This is a genomic window from Neorhizobium sp. PAMB6716, from assembly GCF_058242805.1.
The window spans coordinates 1,336,034-1,353,490 of the sequence record NZ_CM177835.1 but is presented as its reverse complement, the minus strand read 5'-3'; the positions used below and the strand labels follow the sequence as shown (position 1 = coordinate 1,353,490).

At 62.3% G+C, this 17,457-nt stretch carries 20 protein-coding genes; 7 read left to right on the top strand and 13 right to left on the bottom strand.

The window, feature by feature from the left end; all coding sequences use genetic code 11:
- The gene (gene ssuD, locus AC4CWH_RS06510) at window positions 1-1,176 is read right to left on the bottom strand and encodes an FMNH2-dependent alkanesulfonate monooxygenase (protein ID WP_491320892.1); all 1,176 of its coding nucleotides are present in this window, start codon (window positions 1,174-1,176) and stop codon (window positions 1-3) included.
- A 26-nt stretch (window positions 1,177-1,202) separates the two neighbouring features.
- Entirely contained in the window at window positions 1,203-2,168 is a 966-nt protein-coding gene (locus tag AC4CWH_RS06505) for an aliphatic sulfonate ABC transporter substrate-binding protein (protein ID WP_491320891.1), read from the bottom strand.
- Window positions 2,169-2,267: 99 nt separating this feature from the next.
- On the opposite strand from AC4CWH_RS06505, the gene AC4CWH_RS06500 reads away from it, so the two are divergent.
- Window positions 2,268-3,329, top strand: a complete 1,062-nt coding sequence (locus AC4CWH_RS06500; protein ID WP_491320890.1) for an NAD(P)-dependent oxidoreductase — start codon at window positions 2,268-2,270, stop codon at window positions 3,327-3,329.
- Window positions 3,330-3,340: 11 nt separating this feature from the next.
- On the opposite strand, the gene AC4CWH_RS06495 is transcribed toward AC4CWH_RS06500, so the two are convergent.
- The 5 genes from AC4CWH_RS06495 to AC4CWH_RS06475 all read right to left on the bottom strand — a co-directional run bounded on the left by AC4CWH_RS06495 (window position 3,341) and on the right by AC4CWH_RS06475 (window position 6,073).
- Entirely contained in the window at window positions 3,341-3,970 is a 630-nt protein-coding gene (locus tag AC4CWH_RS06495; protein ID WP_491320889.1) for an ATPase, read from the bottom strand.
- On the bottom strand, window positions 3,957-4,157 hold the full coding sequence (locus tag AC4CWH_RS06490; protein ID WP_491320888.1) for a hypothetical protein: 201 nt from the start codon (window positions 4,155-4,157) through the stop codon (window positions 3,957-3,959). Before AC4CWH_RS06490 ends, AC4CWH_RS06495 begins: the two co-directional genes overlap by 14 nt.
- A 63-nt stretch (window positions 4,158-4,220) precedes the next feature.
- Window positions 4,221-4,709: an Lrp/AsnC family transcriptional regulator gene (locus AC4CWH_RS06485; protein WP_491285011.1), complete on the bottom strand. Its 489-nt coding sequence runs from the start codon at window positions 4,707-4,709 to the stop codon at window positions 4,221-4,223.
- Window positions 4,710-4,775: 66 nt separating this feature from the next.
- Window positions 4,776-5,420: a uracil-DNA glycosylase family protein gene (locus AC4CWH_RS06480; protein WP_491320887.1), complete on the bottom strand. Its 645-nt coding sequence runs from the start codon at window positions 5,418-5,420 to the stop codon at window positions 4,776-4,778.
- A complete protein-coding gene (locus AC4CWH_RS06475) occupies window positions 5,417-6,073 on the bottom strand; it encodes a thermonuclease family protein (RefSeq protein WP_491320886.1) in 657 nt (218 codons plus the stop codon). The genes AC4CWH_RS06480 and AC4CWH_RS06475 overlap by 4 nt, the downstream gene beginning before the upstream one ends.
- Window positions 6,074-6,333: 260 nt before the next feature.
- Between AC4CWH_RS06475 and AC4CWH_RS06470 the strand changes: the two genes are divergently transcribed.
- From AC4CWH_RS06470 to AC4CWH_RS06455, 4 genes are all read left to right on the top strand, one after another.
- Complete coding sequence (locus AC4CWH_RS06470; protein ID WP_491321371.1) at window positions 6,334-7,869, top strand: sensor histidine kinase; 1,536 nt, start codon at window positions 6,334-6,336, stop codon at window positions 7,867-7,869.
- 259 nt (window positions 7,870-8,128) lie between these two features.
- On the top strand, window positions 8,129-8,395 hold the full coding sequence (locus AC4CWH_RS06465) for a DUF1488 family protein (protein WP_491285003.1): 267 nt from the start codon (window positions 8,129-8,131) through the stop codon (window positions 8,393-8,395).
- 45 nt (window positions 8,396-8,440) lie between these two features.
- Window positions 8,441-8,641: a hypothetical protein gene (locus tag AC4CWH_RS06460; protein WP_491320885.1), complete on the top strand. Its 201-nt coding sequence runs from the start codon at window positions 8,441-8,443 to the stop codon at window positions 8,639-8,641.
- An 85-nt stretch (window positions 8,642-8,726) separates the two neighbouring features.
- Window positions 8,727-9,293 carry a hypothetical protein gene (locus AC4CWH_RS06455; protein WP_491320884.1) on the top strand — a complete coding sequence of 189 codons (567 nt, stop codon included), beginning with the start codon at window positions 8,727-8,729 and terminating at the stop codon, window positions 9,291-9,293.
- Between the two features lie 108 nt (window positions 9,294-9,401).
- Here AC4CWH_RS06455 and AC4CWH_RS06450 read toward each other — a convergent pair whose 3' ends face one another.
- Both AC4CWH_RS06450 and AC4CWH_RS06445 read right to left on the bottom strand, forming a co-directional pair.
- The gene (locus tag AC4CWH_RS06450; protein WP_491320883.1) at window positions 9,402-10,388 is read right to left on the bottom strand and encodes an aldo/keto reductase; all 987 of its coding nucleotides are present in this window, start codon (window positions 10,386-10,388) and stop codon (window positions 9,402-9,404) included.
- A 14-nt stretch (window positions 10,389-10,402) separates the two neighbouring features.
- Window positions 10,403-11,179 (bottom strand): SDR family NAD(P)-dependent oxidoreductase, encoded by a 777-nt coding sequence (locus tag AC4CWH_RS06445; RefSeq protein WP_491320882.1) that lies wholly within the window; start codon window positions 11,177-11,179, stop codon window positions 10,403-10,405.
- A 108-nt stretch (window positions 11,180-11,287) separates the two neighbouring features.
- Between AC4CWH_RS06445 and AC4CWH_RS06440 the strand changes: the two genes are divergently transcribed.
- Complete coding sequence (locus tag AC4CWH_RS06440) at window positions 11,288-12,205, top strand: LysR family transcriptional regulator (protein ID WP_491320881.1); 918 nt, start codon at window positions 11,288-11,290, stop codon at window positions 12,203-12,205.
- 19 nt (window positions 12,206-12,224) lie between these two features.
- Here the strand turns inward: AC4CWH_RS06440 and AC4CWH_RS06435 are convergent, their stop codons facing one another.
- Entirely contained in the window at window positions 12,225-12,905 is a 681-nt protein-coding gene (locus AC4CWH_RS06435) for an HAD-IA family hydrolase (protein WP_491320880.1), read from the bottom strand.
- Between the two features lie 316 nt (window positions 12,906-13,221).
- On the opposite strand from AC4CWH_RS06435, the gene AC4CWH_RS06430 reads away from it, so the two are divergent.
- The gene (locus tag AC4CWH_RS06430) at window positions 13,222-13,608 is read left to right on the top strand and encodes an acyl-CoA thioesterase (protein WP_491284989.1); all 387 of its coding nucleotides are present in this window, start codon (window positions 13,222-13,224) and stop codon (window positions 13,606-13,608) included.
- 272 nt (window positions 13,609-13,880) lie between these two features.
- Here AC4CWH_RS06430 and AC4CWH_RS06425 read toward each other — a convergent pair whose 3' ends face one another.
- The 3 genes from AC4CWH_RS06425 to AC4CWH_RS06415 all read right to left on the bottom strand — a co-directional run bounded on the left by AC4CWH_RS06425 (window position 13,881) and on the right by AC4CWH_RS06415 (window position 17,311).
- Window positions 13,881-15,092 (bottom strand): DUF1501 domain-containing protein, encoded by a 1,212-nt coding sequence (locus AC4CWH_RS06425; protein ID WP_491320879.1) that lies wholly within the window; start codon window positions 15,090-15,092, stop codon window positions 13,881-13,883.
- Between the two features lie 2 nt (window positions 15,093-15,094).
- Window positions 15,095-16,567 carry a DUF1800 domain-containing protein gene (locus tag AC4CWH_RS06420; protein ID WP_491320878.1) on the bottom strand — a complete coding sequence of 491 codons (1,473 nt, stop codon included), beginning with the start codon at window positions 16,565-16,567 and terminating at the stop codon, window positions 15,095-15,097.
- A gap of 138 nt (window positions 16,568-16,705) precedes the next feature.
- Window positions 16,706-17,311, bottom strand: a complete 606-nt coding sequence (locus AC4CWH_RS06415; protein ID WP_491320877.1) for a class I SAM-dependent methyltransferase — start codon at window positions 17,309-17,311, stop codon at window positions 16,706-16,708.
- Between the last annotated feature and the right edge of the window lie 146 nt (window positions 17,312-17,457).

Here is a 17,457-nt window from a genome sequence, read left to right as displayed (position 1 = left end):
TTAAGAGGCCGCCACCGATTTCAGCGTCTGGTGGCCGCCGCCGGCAAACACCGTCTTTTGCGAAAACTCCGACCCGAAGCCCGTGCGCTGTTCGGCGCGGCCGATGCCGAGTTCCGGAAACAGCAGTTCCGCCACGCGGTAAGCTTCTTCCAGATGCGGATAACCGGAACCGATCACCGTCTCGATGCCGATCTCCTGATATTCCCGAAGCCGCGCCGCCACCGTCTTCGGCGAACCGACAAGGGCGGTGCCCGCACCGGAGCGCACCAGCCCGATCCCAGCCCACAGGTTCGGCGACACTTCCAACTTGTCGCGGCGCCCGCCATGCAAGGCGGCCATGCGCTTCTGGCCAACCGAATCGGACGCCTTTTCGAAATGCGCCTGCGCCTTGGAAATCGTGTCGTCATCGAGCTTGGAAATCAGCCGGTCCGCCGCCTCGAAGGCCTCATCATCGGTTTCACGCACGATGAAATGCAGGCGGATGCCGAAGGAGACATCGCGACCCTTGGCGGCGGCGGATTTGCGCACCTGCGCCACCTTTTCCGCCACCTGCTCCGGCGGTTCGCCCCAGGTCAGGTATGTGTCGGCGCGGCCCGTCGAAAACTCGATGCCCGCCTCGGAGGAACCGCCGAAATAAAGCGGCGGCCGCGGCTGCTGGATCGCGGGGAAGCCCAGCCGTGCATCCTTGGCCTGCACATATTTGCCATCGAGATCGGCCTTGCCGGTCGCAAGCAGATCCTCGAACACCTGGAAGAATTCTTCCGCATGGGCATAACGCTCGTCATGCGGATGAAAGATGCCGTCGCCGGCCAGTTCCGCCGGGCTGCCGCCGACAACGATGTTGAGCAGAAGCCGGCCATTCGAGATGCGGTCGAGTGTCGAGGCAAGGCGCGCATAATAGGCCGGTGACGCGGTGCCGGGGCGGATCGCCACGAGGAATTTCAGCTTTTCGGTAAACGGCGCAAGCGAGGCTGCCGTCACAAAACTTTCCTCGCAGGAAACGCCCGTCGGCAGCAGCACACCGCTATAGCCGAGGCGGTCGACGGCGACAGCGATTTCGCGCAGGTAACGGTTGTCGGGCGCGCGGTTGAGATCGCTTGCGCCAAGATAGGTGCCATCACCGCTGGTCGGGATGAACCACAGGAAATCGATGGGCTTTTGGGCTGTACGGGTCATGTCGGGTCTCCTCGAAACGGTTCGGTTCAGCTGGCCTTGGGGCGCCAGACGATGTCGGTGATGGTGAGTTTCTTCGGCAGGATTTTCAGCGCGAAGAACTCGTCGGCCAGTGCCTGTTGGTAGGCAATCGCGGCATCCGACACCGTGTCGACGGCGCCGAGATCAAAGCCGCTGCGGGTGAGCGTGATGCGGGTGATATCTTGGGGCACGCCGGTGATGGCCGAAAGCGCCGGCACCGTGGTGTCGAGATCGGCCTGCGCCCGCTTGCCCACCTTGGAAAGCTCGGCAAAGAGTTCGGGAATGAGATCGCCGTGCTGTTTTGCAAAATCGCCATTGGCGAGGAAATAGCTCCAGCTGTCGACGATACCTTCTGCCGTCGTCAGCACCCGCGTCTGCGGATCGGCTTCGGCCACGGCCGTATAGGGATCCCAGATCGACCAGGCGTCGATGCTGCCGGTCTTGAAGGCTGCCGCCGCATCCGGTGGCGAAAGATCGACCAGCGTCACATCCGACAGTGACAGGCCCGCCTTGCGCAGCGCCTGCACCGCCACGTTATGGGCGCTCGAACCGCGCTTGAAGGCGAGCTTTTTGCCCTTCAAATCGGTGAGCGTCTGGATGGCTGAATCCTTGTTGACGAGGATGGCAGACCCCGCCGAGCTTCCCTTGTAGGTTCCGATATAAACGAGGTTGCCGCGGGCAGCCTGGGCAAACAGCGGCGGCACGTCGCCGGTTGGCCCGAGATCCAGAGCCCCCGCCCCCAGCGCTTCCAAGAGCGGCGGGCCGGAAGAAAATTCCGACCACTCAATCGCAATGCCGCGATCGGAAAACAGCTTTTCCAGCGCACCCTGGCTTTTGGCCAGCGCCAGAACGCCATTCTTCTGCCAGCCGATGCGGATTGTCTTTGGCGCGGCCGCCCAAGCGCCCCGCGCCAGCGGCAATGTCGCGGCCGCGGCCGCCCCCATCAGTCCCAATACCTGTCTGCGTCTTACCATGGTCTCGATCCTTCGATCCGGAGTGCTGCAGTGGGCCGTTGCCCTTTCGTGTGTTGCAGCTCTCATGGTGCGTTAGACGACAGATATGGTCGACATTAAATGATTTCGAAAAACATCGATTACGGGAGAAATTTTTCCAAGATTTCGCGATTTTCTGCGTCGGAAACCGCAATCCATCCGAAGCCGGGATTTCGGGATATCGAGACATCTTGCCGGCCGAAGAAATCGTCCCGGTGCTTTCCGCCTGCCGCGATATCGGCTAATCATCGCCCATCACAGTTGGAGCATGACATGGCGAAAGTTGCATTCATCGGTCTCGGCGTCATGGGGTTTCCCATGGCAGGTTATCTGAAGAACAAGGGCGGCCACGAGGTCACGGTCTATAACCGCACCGCCGCCAAGGCCGATGCCTGGGTAGAAAAATTCGGTGGCACATCTGCCGCCACCCCGCGCGAGGCGGCCAACGGCGCCGATTTTGTCTTCACCTGCGTCGGCAATGACGACGACCTGCGTTCGGTGACGCTTGGCGAAACCGGCGTGCTCTCCGGCATGAAGCCCGGCGCGATCCTGATCGACAACACCACGGCCTCCGCCGAAGTCGCCCGCGAGCTTTACGCGGCAGCGACGGAAAAAGGCTGCGGCTTCATCGATGCCCCGGTCTCCGGCGGCCAGGCCGGCGCTGAAAACGGCGTGCTGACGGTGATGTGCGGCGGCGATGAGGACGTCTTCGAAAAGGCCCGGCCGATCATCGATGCTTATGCCCGCATGGTCGGCCTGATGGGTCCGGCAGGCTCCGGCCAGCTCACCAAGATGGTAAACCAGATCTGCATTGCCGGCCTCGTCCAGGGCCTTGCAGAGGGGATTCACTTTGGCAAGAAATCCGGCCTTGATATTGAAAAGGTTATCGAAGTCATCTCCAAGGGCGCTGCCGGCTCCTGGCAGATGGAAAACCGCTACAAGACGATGAATGTCAGCAAATATGATTTCGGCTTTGCCGTCGACTGGATGCGCAAGGACCTCGACATCGTACTGACAGAAGCAAAACGCAACGGCGCGACGCTCCCCGTCACCGCCGTCGTCGACCAGTTTTATGGTGAAGTGCAAAAGCTCGGCGGCAACCGCTGGGACACGTCCTCGCTCCTGGCACGGCTCGAAAAGTAAGCCGACAGCCCCTAGCCGACAAACAGATCCTCGGCGCGCATATGAAGCGCCGGGGCAATACAAGCCGCAATCTTCTGGTCGAAGGGCAGCGCGCGGGTGAGAGAGTTGGAGGCGACGGTGCCCGCCTCAAGCTCCAGAACCAGCCGGTAGCCTTGCGCACTGCTGTTGTCGAACACCGAGACGGCATCACAGATGCCGGCCACTTCGCCAAGATTTCGAAAAGCTGCCTCGTATCGCCGCCGGGTGGCCTCTTCCGGAATGGGATGCCCACCCATGCGGACACGCTGCGCGACACGCAACACATGCAGGTCTGCGGATTCAAGCGCGATGAACACCAGCAGCGTCCGGTATCCGCGCTTTTTCGCGCGGCGCAACAGGTTGACCGACTGCCGGCTGCTCAGTGTCGTCTCGTAAGTGAAATCCTGCGCGCCCGCCAACAGCAGATCGAGCGTTTCCAGAACACGTCTGCCCGCTTCCAGCGATGCTGTTTCCGGGTGATCGGGATCTATCGTCTTTGCCACCTCGTCGGCATTGACGAACTGACCCGGCAGACGAAGTTTTCGAAAAAGAGACGTTTTACCCGCGCCATTCGGCCCGCCGAGCACCATACATTCCGGTATCAGCCGATCACTCTGCGGCATCAGCGCTGGTCTTGTCGCCTTGTCGCGCTACCACCGTTTTGCGCCCGTCTGGACGTTCCTCAATGAGGCGCCCCTGTTGATCGGCATAATACGAAGACGTGCCCATGGAACGCGCCTTCGACCGCTCTTCCGACCCGATCTGTGCCACGTCGCCAGCGGCGGATTTCAGCACATCAAGCATACGCATCGGTGAAATCTCCAGTGAAACGCCAGTCTACACCATCTCACACACCCTGAACAGGTGGCGGCCTCAGTCCTCGCCCGCCTTCTGGTTGTCCAGCAGCATGTAATCCAGCGGCAGTTCGGTCGTATACTTGATCTGCTCCATGGCAAAGGCGGAAGACACGTCGCGGATTTCGATGCGGGCGATCAGGCGTTTGTAGAAGGCGTCATAGGCGGCGATATCGGGCACCACCACGCGCAGCAGATAGTCCACGTCGCCGCTCATGCGGTAGAATTCCACCACTTCGGGGAAATCCACCACCACTTCGGAAAACCGCTTCAGCCATTCGATCGAGTGGCTTGCCGTGCGGATCGAGACGAAGACGGTAACCTTGGTATTGACCTTGACCGGGTCGAGCAGCGCCACACGGCGGCGGATCACGCCGTCTTCTTCCATCTTCTGGATACGGCGCCAGCAGGGTGTGGTGGAGAGGCCGACCTTCTTGGCGAGATCGGCAACGGCAAGCGTTGAATCTTCCTGCAGAATACGCAGGATCTTGCGGTCAAGGCGGTCCATTTTCACTCCTTCAAGGATTATTTTTCTTCTTAGCGCGAAATTTTACGCCTGTAACCGAAATTCCTTTCAGCGCACCAGACTGTCCACATGCTGTCGAAGCACCGGCAGAACCTCTGCCTCGAACCAGGGATTTTTCTTCAGCCAGCCGCTTTTTCGCCAGCTCGGATGTGGCAGCGCCAGCACTTTCGGCCCGTCGTTCACAAAAAAGCCGGCGCGCCAATTGGAAACCGTCGCCGTCATCGTCTTCTGTGTGCGACCCGCCATATGCCAGCCTTGCGCATAAGCGCCAATCGCCAGCACCAGCTCAATCTGCGGCATGGCATCGATCACCGCGCGGCGCCACATCGGCGCGCACTCGATGCGCGGCGGAAGATCGCTGCCGCGCGCATCGTAGCCTGGAAAACAAAAGCCCATGGGCACGATGGCAAAACGCTCGGCGTCGTAAAACTCCTCACGCGTCACGGAAAGCCATTGCCGCAACCGGTCGCCGGAGGCATCGTTGAATGGCAATCCGCTTTCATGCACACGAAGCCCCGGCGCTTGGCCCGCGATCAACACTTTTGCACGGGCAGACATCACCACGACCGGCCGCGGTTCATGCGCCAGGCGCTCTTCAATGCCGCGCGCCGGCACGTCACGGCAGATGCGGCAGCCGGCGATCGCGTGTCGCAGCAGGTCTATCCGCCCTTCCTGCGCGTTGTTCCTGTTCACAAAGCCTGAAGAAATGACGTTACCCTCTGCCAAATGTGCCCTGCATCTTCCTCATCCTGTTGAAGCCCCTGGTTTTGTCGCCAAAGGCGCGGCGTCTCGAAGGATCCCCTCCAGAGCCCGGCGCGCGCCTTCTGTGCCAGCGCCTGCTCGGCTTCATAGCGGCCGCTGCCGGTCGCCACCGCCATGCCGGCGCGCACCATGGCAGCATTGATGCTGCGGTCTGCGCGCTCACAGATTACGAGAAAGCGGCCATAACGATCAACCGATGTGCCGCGGCATTCCAGCGCATCTGCGGCCAATGCAGTGTTGTCAGTCGCACTTTTGTCCCGCACCCGCTCGGCAAACGGCTCCTCCGTTATCAGCTGGAAAAGCACTTGGCGCGCACGCCGCCCACATGGCCAGTCTGAAACCCCTGTCGCATCACCGCCGCAAGTCTGCGCCAGTTCCGGCGCGTCGATGCCGAGAAGCCGCAGCCGGTGGTTTCCCGAGGCCAGCGTATCGCCATCCACCACCCGAAACGGCCCGGCAAAGACCTGTTCTTCGCGAAGGGCTGCCATCGCCATGGCAAACATGGCGAAACCCACGGCGATGAGGGCGCCCAGCACCCTGCCTTTACGCAGAACGGCGCGGATGTTGCGGCGGGCATTCGTCACGGTTCGGTCCCAATTGCAAACGCAACCTTGGCAAGCATGGACAACAGATCGTTTCTGGCAGGAACTTCTTACAGTCTGTTCAAGAATTCCCTGTGGCGCGGCGAAAAGGGTAATTTTGAGAACCGGAGCGGAGCGTACTGAACGTACGTGAGCACCGGAAGCGCAGAAATTGCCATTTGCAGACCGCCAAAGGGAATTATGGGACAGACTGTTAAGAATTAGGCCCTAGATTGGCTTGATCCGGAAGAGTACCCATGGCCATGAGTAGCGGCGTCAGCACATCCACAGACAAGATCATCGTGGACCGTTCCCGCGCACACCGCAACAAGGCGGTGTCGAAAGCCGTGCGCGCCATGCGCGAACGCCTGCAATCAAGCGGCAAGGGCCCGCTGGTTTTCGACCGGGAAACGCTTGTCCTGCATATCAGCACCATGTTGCAGGGTGCCATGATCATGCCGGTGTTCATCGTCGTGGTGGCCGCCATCGGCATCTATATCAGCGGCGATGCACGCCTGTTTCCCTGGGCCATCCTCACCCTTGCCACACATTCCATCAATCTTCTGCTCGCCAAGCGCGCTGCGCGCCTCGACTGGACGGTGGAAAGAACGGAAAAATGGCGTGTCCGGCTGCTGGCCGCCCAGGTTCTGTTCGGCTGCTGCTGGGCGGTCTTCACGCTGTCCGATTGCACGGCCTGCGGGGGCCAAGGCTTTTATTTCTACAAGGGCGCTGTGCTTCTGGTGGCGATCTCGATCACCGCCATGGCCAATATCATGCTACGCCAGGCGCTTCTTTTCGCCTTCCTGCCGGCCATTGCAGCCCTTGCGGCGGGCGCTGCCATATCCGGCAATGCGCTCGATGCGGGCCTTACCGGTCTTTGCGCCACCGCCCTTGCGCTGTTTTATTATATTTCCGACCGGCTGCACCGCTCCAACCTGACGCTCATGTCCTACCAGTCGGAAAAGGACGATCTGATTGCCGAGCTGGAAGTGGCAAAGTCCATGTCGGACGAGGCGCGCCGGCGCGCAGAAGAGGCAAATCTTGCGAAATCCCGCTTCCTCGCCTCCATGTCGCATGAACTGCGCACACCGCTCAACGCCATTCTCGGTTTTTCCGAGGTGATGAGCGGCGAGGTACTCGGGCCCCTGCAGAACCCGACCTACCGGGAATATGCCGGCGATATCCACCGCTCCGGCCAGCACCTGCTCAACCTCATCAACGAGATCCTCGATCTCTCGCGCATCGAGGCCGGCCGTTATGAACTGAGCGAGGAAGCGCTGTCGCTTCTGGATATCGCCGAGGATTGCATCGGCATGGTGCAGCTTCGCGCACGCGCCAAGAATATCAGCATCCAGCAGCAGTTCGAACCCAACCTGCCGCAGGTCTGGGCGGATGAAAAATCCATGCGCCAGGTGCTGCTCAATCTCCTCTCCAATGCGGTCAAATTCACCAGCCAGGGCGGCACCGTCACGGTCAAGGTGGGCTGGACGGCCGGCGGCGGTCAGTATGTGGCGATCAAGGACAATGGCCCGGGTATCGCGGAGGAGGAAATCCCGGTGGTACTGTCGGCCTTTGGCCAGGGCTCCATTGCCATCAAGAGCGCCGAGCAGGGCACCGGCCTCGGCCTTCCCATCGTGCAGGCCATCCTTGCCAAACATGATGGCCAGTTCATCCTGAAATCAAAGCTGCGCGAAGGCACCGAAGTCATCGCCATCCTGCCCGCAACCCGTGTGCTGCAATCGCTGGCCCCGGTTGCCGGCACGCCCGCCGTGGAACCCCGCCGCAAAAGCTTCGGCTGATCACGACAGGTTGCAACGTCTGATGGGCGCATTCGGCCCCTCAATTCCATTTGGCGTTGGACTTGCCGGCCCATCTGTGCGCTAGTTGCGATGAAAGGCTTCTTGCCTTTGCCGCCCGGCCGGATCGCCGCTGCCCTGCCAGCACAATCCCGAATTCGCCTGACCGTGCAAACTTTGCGGTGCAGGCCAAAAGCGATTGAGCTTTGCAAAAGGCGGTGTGCGGATTGTTCGTCCGGCGCCCTCCCCGAAAGAATTTTCGATGACCCTCCAGTTTCCAAACCGTAGCCGCAGTTTTGACGAAACCAAGCAGACCGTCCGCTTTCAAGGTTATGACGGCATGTTCGAGGTGCGTTTTCTGGTCGAAGCTGCCGCCCTCATGAAAAGCGCTGGCGGACGCGACGTCCTGGAAGCGGACTGCCTCCATGCCTTCGATACGGCACGCACCAGCATCCAGGATGCCGCGCTCAAGGTCTACACGCGCAATCGGCGCTCGATGTACACGCTGACGGCCGATGACCTGAAGTGACGCCGCCCTTGAGCCCCATCGTCTTACTGCCTGTCGGAGAACACCATGATCAAGTTTGAAAACGCACAGCCGGCCGCACCGGCAACAGCCGCGGAGAAGGCGGCACAGGTCAAGAATCTCGCTGCCGAGACCGGCGTGAACGAAACCGGCGATGCCGGAGCCTCGAGCCCGAAAAAGCGCACCCCGCCAGCCGCAAAGCCGGCTAAGGACGCAAAAGCACCGCAGTCGGATCTGCTCGATCTCTGAGCCGCGCTCCCTGCAGACGGCTGAATGGCTGCCGATCCATGCGAACCCGATATCGGGCAAAGCTTGCAAATACAGGAATATGCCCATGAACCCGCCCCGCCCGGATAGCCAGGTCCTTAATCTGTCCGATACCCCGCACGCTTCCGAACAAACCGGCAAGCCGCGGCTGATCGAGACCGCGCCTGCCCCCGCCTCCAACCTTCGCGAACGGATCGCGGCCACGGTTACTGCTGCGCAGGCCGAGCGGGAACTCGAACGGCAAAGGGCCGCCGATCGCGTCAGTGCCGAACTGCGCAAGGCGCAGGACAAAGCAAAGGCCGCCCTTCTGCTGCTCCTCAGCGACGATGTCCTCACCATGGTCGTCGGCAAACATGCAAGCCTTGGAGAGCTTTATGTCGGCACCATCAAGGTCACAAAGCACGGCATCGAACTGTTTCGCAGCGGCGGCGTGGGTGCAGCCCATACGGTGGGCGAGCGGCTGGACATGCGCTTCGACGGCGGAATTCTCCAGGCCGGGCAGCAGCTGAAATCAAACGAATTCCGCAGCCGCGTCGCCGATCTCCTGACGCAGGGGATCAAGATCGAAGGCACCTACGATGCCTCGGCACAAGGCCTGTTCATCACCTTCGATTACGAAAAGGCGCTCGGCTGACGCCTGAGCACTTCACGCCAAACCATTTGGCGGCAGATGGAAATTGCGCTCATCTGAAAGAACGATCCGCCGCGCCCGAAATGAGCCCGGCGGATCGGATGTTATCGCCTACCAGGCGAGATGGACGTGTGGCGCGATGCGGTTTTCATAGAGCGCGCGGAGCGCCGCCATCGTCTCCGGCGAGAGGGCGGCGATGTCGCTTGCTTCGGCATTACCCTTGGCTTGCGCGGCATTTTTCGCACCGGGAATGACGGTCGAGACGGCATCGCTCATCAGGATGTAACGCAGCGCAAACTGCGCCATCGTCTCGTTGCCGCGCACCAGAGGGCGGATTTCCTCGACGGCCGACAGCGCCACGTCATAAGGCACGCCGGCAAAGGTTTCGCCCTTGTCAAAGGCCTCGCCATGGCGGTTGAAGGCACGGTGGTCGTCCTTGGCAAAGGCCGTTTCGGCGCTCATCTTGCCGGTCAAGAGGCCAGACGCCAGCGGCACGCGCACGATCACGGCCACATCCTTGCGCTTGGCTTCGGCAAAGAACAGATCGGCCGGGCGCTGGCGAAAGATGTTGTAGATGATCTGCACGGAGGCAACGCCGGGATACTCGATCGCCTTCAGCCCCTCCTCGACCCTTTCGACGGAGACGCCGTAGTGGCGGATTTTGCCGGCCTTGATCAGTCCTTCCATCGCCTCGAACACCTCCTGACGGTAATAGACCTCCGTCGGCGGGCAGTGAAGCTGCACGAGATCGAGGCAATCCGTCTCAAGGTTTTTGAGCGACCGCTCCACAAAACCGGTGAGGTTTTCGGCCGTATAGCCCTCCGCCACATGCGGAGAGAGCCGGCGTCCGGCCTTGGTCGCCACAAAAGGCCGCTCGCCTCCGCGCTCCTTCAGCACGCCGGCAATGATCTTTTCCGAGCGGCCGTCGCCATAGACATCGGCCGTATCGATGAACGTCGTGCCGGCGTCGAGCGCGGCGTTCAGCGCCGCGCGCGCATCCGCCTCCGACACGTCGCCCCACGAGCCGCCGATCGCCCAGGCGCCGAAACCGATATCCGACACCACCCGGCCGGTCTTTCCAAATTGTCTGTACTGCATGTCTGTCATTCTCCTTAAGGCATCAATTGTCCGCCGTTCACCTCGATCACCTGACCGGTGATGTAACCGGACAGGGTTTCCGAGGCGAGAAACAGGAAAGCGCCGACGCATTCGTCCGGCGTTCCCTCCCGTCCCATCGGAATGGTGCCGCGCTGGGCCGCCATCACGTCCGGCGAGGTGTAACGATCATGGAACGGGGTCTGGATCAGCCCCGGGGCAACCGCGTTGACGCGGATCCGGTCTTTGACGAATTCCTTGGCCTGACCGCGTGTCAGGCTGCTCACGAACGCTTTGGCGGCCGCGTAGATCACCGCACCCCCTCCGCCGCCATTGCGCGCGGCAATCGAGGAGGTGTTGATGATGAAGCCGCCACCGGCCTTCACCAGATGCGGATGCGCCGCCACCGTCGCCTCCCACACCGATTTGGCGTTGAGATCCATCACCCGGTCAAAATGGTCGGCGCTCATCTCGGTCGTCGGGATGCGTCCCAGCATGCCGCCGGCATTGTTGATGAGCCCGTCGAGCCCTGCGAGCGAGGCGGCGGCTTCCTTGACCACGCGGGCCGCTTCCCCCACGGCGCTCATGTCGCCCTTCACGAGGATGATCTGCTGCGGATAATGTTCCTGCACGGCGGCAGCCGCTGCACCACTTTCATTGTAATGCAGCGCAACCTTGGCCCCTTGCGCGGCAAAAGCCAGCGCAACGGCTGCTCCAATGCCGGTCGAGCCTCCCGTTACCAGCACACGTTTGCCCTGAAGATCGGGCAGACTGATGTGATCGAATGTGGACATGGTTCCTCCTCCTGCGGTCCGGTTCGTTGAATGCATCATAACGGTTGCGGCACAGGGCGCCGCATGGTTTAACTTGCCGTCTATTCATTCAAACGATGAACACGGTTCATGTATCCGCTCGACCGCATCGATTTTGCCGATCTTCGCCTTTTCCTCACCATCGTCCGCAGGCGCAGCTTCAAGATGGCCGCCATCGAACTTGGCCTGACGGCGTCAGCGGCCAGCCATGCCATGCGCCGGCTGGAAGCGCGGCTGGATGCAAAACTGCTCAACCGCACCAGCCGGGCGGTCTCTCCCACCGATCTCGGCCTCGATCTTGCCCGCAAGATCGGTGACGGATTTGATGCCATCGGCTCGGCGCTGGAAGCCTTGGAAGCACCGGGTGCCGGACGCTTCGGCGAGCTGCGCATCAATGTCTTTGCCGATGCCGCGCATCTCCTCATCGCGCCTGCGCTGCCGGAATTTGCCCGGCAATGCCCTGACGTGCGCCTGACGGTCGTTGTCGACGATCGCCCGATCGAGATTGCCGCCGAAGGTTATGATGCCGGCATCCGCTACGGCCATCACGTGCCGGAAGATATGGTGGCGGTCGCACTCACCGGCCCGCAACGCTGGGTCATCGCCGCCGCCCCCGCCTATCTCGACACCCATGGCCGGCCAACCGTGCCCGCCGATCTTGCAGAGCATACCGGCCTGCAACTGCTGCTCGGCGACAATTCCTGGTATCGCTGGGAACTGGGACAGGATGAAAGTGCCGCACGTGTGCGGGTGCCCGGCCTCATCACGATCAACGACACCGCGACCACGATTTCGGCGGCCAAGGCCGGCATGGGCCTTGCCTACCTGCTGGAGGCGCGTATTGCAGACGAGCTTGCGGAAGGCAGCCTGGAGATCGTGCTTCCCGGCCATGCCTCCCCCGGAGATCCGCTGCACATCTATTACGACAGCCGCCGCCACGGCCATCCGGCGCTGCGCACGCTCGTCAACATCATCCGCAGCGAAAACGGCCTGACGCGCATCGGATGATCCGCCCCGGACCAGACGGTCAGCGATGGCGGAGCTGGAGATCGCCGGCCGGTGTCACCGCAACGGTGATACCGCGATAATCAGGTGTCGAGAATTCATCGATGGCCAAAGGCGTTTCATGCGTCTCCGTGATCACCACGACGCCAGCCCGCAGTGTCCGGGCCGCCTCTACACCGGCCGGCGCATCTTCAAACACCACGCAGTTTTCCGGGGCAAACCCGAGAAGACGCGCGGCCTTGGCATAACCTTCCGGGTCCGGCTTGCCGTTTGCCACGTCCTCGCCGCAGATCAGCACATCCGGTGTCGGAATTCCCGCCGCCGCCATGCGCTTGACGGCAAGTGCCCGCGGCGCGGATGTCACAATGGCCCAGCGGTCATCCGGCAGCTGGCGCAGGAAATCCACGGCACCACCGATTTCCACGATGCCATCGACGTCATCAAGCTCCTGTTGAAGGATGATGGCCGCCTGCTCCTCGGCATCGACACCGGGCAGATTTTCGCGGCGAATAACATCGATGGCGCGCACGCCATGCAGCCGGCGCATGAAGTCCTCGACGTCAAGACCATACGCCACGGCCCAGTCGCGCCAGACGCGCTCCACCACCGCGATGGAGTTGACCAGAGTGCCATCCATGTCGAACAGGAAGGCATCATAGGCGCGTGTTAGAACGGCATGCCGGGCGGCGGTAAGATCGGTCATCGGCAAATCCTGAAAATTCATCGTGCCCCTTCATCGACGTTTCGATGCCGCGCGGCAAGTACAATTCCGCCGCCGGCCGTCGCCTCCTCATGCGCGCACCGGCAGAGCCTCGCATGATCAGGCCAGCATGCACAAATCGCGACCTGTCATCATGACCGCGCCACAACAACGGCCGTTTGCGCAAGGCTGACCTCTCCGCAACTTCCATTGCCAGCCGCCCGGACCCCTCCTAAAGTCGCGGTCTATGCCTGTGCAACACCGTGTTCCATGCGGCAGTTGTCAGGCCCAACTGATCGAGCGAAAAAAAGGAGCCCGCATGACCGACCAAGCCGCCCCCGAAGGAGAACTGACGCTTCGGACCCTTGCCATGCCCGGAGATGCCAATCCGGCCGGCGATATCTTTGGCGGCTGGGTCATGGCCCAGATGGACCTTGCCGCCGGCATCCGCGCCGGCGAACGGTCGCGCTGTCGTGTGGTGACCGCTGCGGTCAAGGAAATGGCCTTCCGCCATCCGGTCAAGATCGGCGACACGCTTTCCATCCATACCGACATCACCCGCATCGGGCGTACCTCCATCACGCTGCAAGTGGAAGCCTGGGTCAACCGCGCCCGCATCGGCAGCCCCGAAAAGGTCACCGAAGGCACCTTCATCATGGTCGCCCTCGACGCCGCCGGCCAACCGACGGCCATTCCGGCGGGGTGATAGCGGCGGGTCCCCTTTGACAAAGCAGAAAGTCCCCCTCTGCCCTGCCGGGCATCTCCCCCACAGGTGGGGAGAACAGCCTGGAAATAAGGCCCCAGCTTTACGCGAGCGTTGGAAATTTCGACCGTCAGTTTTTGTAGGTGGATGCGTCCACCACACGATCATCTCCCCACCTGTGGGGGAGATGCCCGGCAAGGCAGAGGGGGTAAAGCCCCACCGCCTTGGGTTCGGTGAAGCGAATAGCTCGGACACCGCAGCATCTCCCAAACCCCTCACAAATACGCCTTGGCACCCTCGAACGACAATCCGGGAAACACCTTGCTCGTCAAATTGCCCGGCGTGATGTCGAACTGGCGGTGCAGCATGGCGGCGGCGATGTCGCGCAGGTCGGCGGTCGGGGCAAGGTCGCGACCGTCGAGAAGAGCGTCATCCGAGAGGCCGGGCCAACGGCCCGCGATGCGCCCGCCAAGTCCGGGGGCCGTTGCCTCGGGCGTAGCCGCGCCTGAGAGGGCGCCGCCGGCGAGGATCGCAACACTTGCCGTGCCGTGCTCCGTCCCGAGGTTGTCGTTCTGGCGCACGCTGCGGCCAAATTCGGTGGCGGCCAGCACCACAGTGTTTTGCCAGGCCGCCTCCCCCATGCTCTCCTTCAGGGACAGGATGGCGGCTGCGAGATCGCCGGCCACCTTGGGAAACTGCGTTGCCTGATCAACATGCGTATCCCAGCCGTTGATCGAGAAACTGGCGACACGATAATCGGCCTTCAGCATGCTGCCGGCCAGCCGCGCCGTCTCCACCATGCCGCTGCGCCTCTGTGCATCGTCATAAAGATGGCCCGATGCGGCCCCCGCCGTCACCGCGCCCGAGAGAGCCGTCTCAAATCCCTCATCCTCGTCGTAGAGACGCTCAAGAAACTGCAACTCGTCCGGTGCCAGTGCGAAATCGGCGGCTGGTGCAAACACATCCGCCTCGCTCGGCCCGCTCAAAACCAGTTCCATGGCGGCGGTGATATCCATCGCCTTGCGCGAGGCCGAGCGCGGCACCAGAGACAGCGCGCGGTTGAGCCAGCCGGTGCGCAGCGCCTTACCCTCCACACTGCCGGTCTCCAGCACGTCCTGCCCTTCGAAATGGTTGCGGGCGCCGCGATAGGGCGTCGCCACCGCATGCACGAAAGACAGCTCCCGCGCCTGCCAGAGCGGCATCAGGGCCGCTGCCCCCGGATGCAGGCCAAAAAAGCCATCGAGATCGACAAGACCGTCATCGCTCGTCAGCGCAAGGTTTGGCCGAAGCGTTTTCAGCAGCGGATCGTTCTGCGGCTGCACCAGCGAAAGCCCATCCATTGCGCCGCGCAGGATGATGGTCACGAAGCGGTTGTCGCCGGGGGTGGCGGCCAGCGACAGGTTCGGCATCAGCGGCAGCGCGGCAACGCTGCCGGCAGATAGAAGAAAGCCGCGGCGTGACAGCGGGGGAAAAGCCGATCCGGCCATGCTCATCTCCTGTTAAATTCCGGCGACGCCAGCACCATCGCCACGCCATGCACCTTGGTCGGCGCCTCCGCCACCACCTGGCGCGTTCTGTCGCGCGCGGCATCGGCAAGCGTTGCGGAAAGAAACGTCGGCGGGTCAAGATCGCGGCCCAGCGTGCGCGCGGCAAGCCGTGCCCAGGCCAGCCGTTCGGATAACTGGCGGGCGGAAAGCCAGGCCTCCACGTCGTCGGGAAAACCGGCGGGACTTGGTGGCTGCCACACCGGCTGGCCCAACCGCGAAAGCGCCTGGAATGTCAGCGCGCGCGCCACCGCCGGCTGCTGCACGGCCGGCCCCTTGGCTGGCGTCCCGCTCGCCTCCGCCGTATCGTCAAGCTCGGCAGCCTTGGCCAGTGTCGAAAATTCGTCGCCCTTCTGCTCGAAGGCGCGCAGGCCCGACACGACGAAATCGAACGGCGGAATGACCTTGCCGGTCTCTCCCGACCAGGCACGTGGATGCTCCAGCATGGCGCGGTAGACGGCCGTCAGGTTGCCGCCGCTTTCACTCCACGCCGCTACCATCTGATCGACGATTTCCTGCGGCGGCTGGTCGGCAATAAAATGGCGCACCAGCTTGGCGCAGATATTGCGCGCGGTTTCCGGCCTGGCCGCAAGATCCTCCAGCATAGTCAGGTGGTCGCTGCCGCTGCGCCCCTCCGCGCCATAGGTCTTGCCCAGAAGCGCCAGCGTGCCCGGTTCGGCGGGCGGCGGCTGATAGGCCACTTCCAGCGAGCGGCTGTCCAGAGAAAGGCCGGCGAGAATGAGGGATGCGCCCCGCACGTCGTCGGGCGTATAGCCGGTGCCCAGCGTGTGCAGTTCCAGGAGTTCGCGCGCCAGCGCCTCATTCAGCCCCTTGCCGCTGCGCAAAAGTGCTGTCGGCATCGGCCCGCCCGGCTGTTCAGGATCGAGATAGATCAGCATGGCCGGATGCAGCATGGCGGCGCGCAAGAGGTCTGTGAACGAGCCGGCCAGATTGGGCCGGATGGCTTCGGCCTCGAACAGCGGCACGATCATCCGCATCTCATAGGCCTTGCGGGCGCTCACCGAAAAATGGTCGATCCAGAAACTGGCGAGCCGTTCGAAAAAGCCGTTTTCGGACGCCACGGCCTGGCCGATCCGCGCCAGCACGTCGCGCACGAAAAACCGTTCCGCCTCGCGCTGCGTCTCCCGGCGAAGACCGGGGTTCGGGCGTCCCTCGAGCGCTGCCTTTGCCTCCACGGCGCGCACCGTCAAGAGCCGGCCGATCGTCTCGCGCCGGCCGGTTAGGCCGTCGCGGGGAAAACGGGGTTTTGCCGCGCTGCCGCGCTTCAGCTGCAGCATCAGCGCTTCCACATCGGCGGCCGGCGCCTCGCCGGGTTTCAGCCCGTAGCCATAACGGCGCGCCGCCAGCGTGGCAGCGGAGAGGCCGGTCGTTTCGAGGCTGGATGGAGGAGGAGCCATGAGATCACCCTTTGCAACCCACGGACCATGACGCAGGATTGTGACGGAAGCGGTCTGAGATTGCGGTCTTTTTCGGCACTGCAACGCAAGGCCACGGTTGCGGTTCCCTATGGGCGGGAAACCTGTTCCGCAGCAGGCCTAAAGCCGCTTCAGGCAATAGGAAAAATGCGCGTCCGGCTCGACGGTCATGAATTCGAACTGCCAGTCGAACTCGACGCAAAACCGGTTGACCGCCTGCACCACCCCATAGACTACCGGCTTGATGACATTGCCGGTGCAGAAATCATGGCCGCAGATGCGCCCGTCGGCCTTGACCTTGGCATGGCACAGAACCAGCTCGTTCCAGGTGTTTTCATAGGAATGGTCGGTATCGACATACACCCAGTCGAAGGTTGCATCGGCAAATGTTGGCAGCATGTCCGTGGAACCGCCGACATGCAGCTTTACGCGCTCTGCCGCGATCTCCTCGGCAAAGGCCGAGCGCACCGTTTCATAGCCCTCATTGTAGCGGCTGAGGTCCCAGGCATCGATGAGATGCAGCTGGCGCGGCTTGTTATACGCCATGATCTCGCGCGTATAATCACCGAAGGCCACGCCGATTTCCGCGGCCACGCCACCATGCGGCAGGCGGTGCAGAAGCTCGGTGCGGTTGGGCAGCAGCCGGCAGTTTTCCGTGTGGTGCAGCGACAGCATGGTGCGCGGCATGCTCTTTTTCAGCGCCTGCCGCTTTTCGAGAGACAACATGGGCATTTTCTTTCTCATGGCACGTCGGCGGCGGGAAGCCACGGACGAGTCTTGCAGTCGAGCCTGTTATAAACACGGAACGCCACTCAGCGTAACCTCACCTTTTCGTCAAATCCGTTCCCAATTTGTTTCGCTGCACCCTTCCA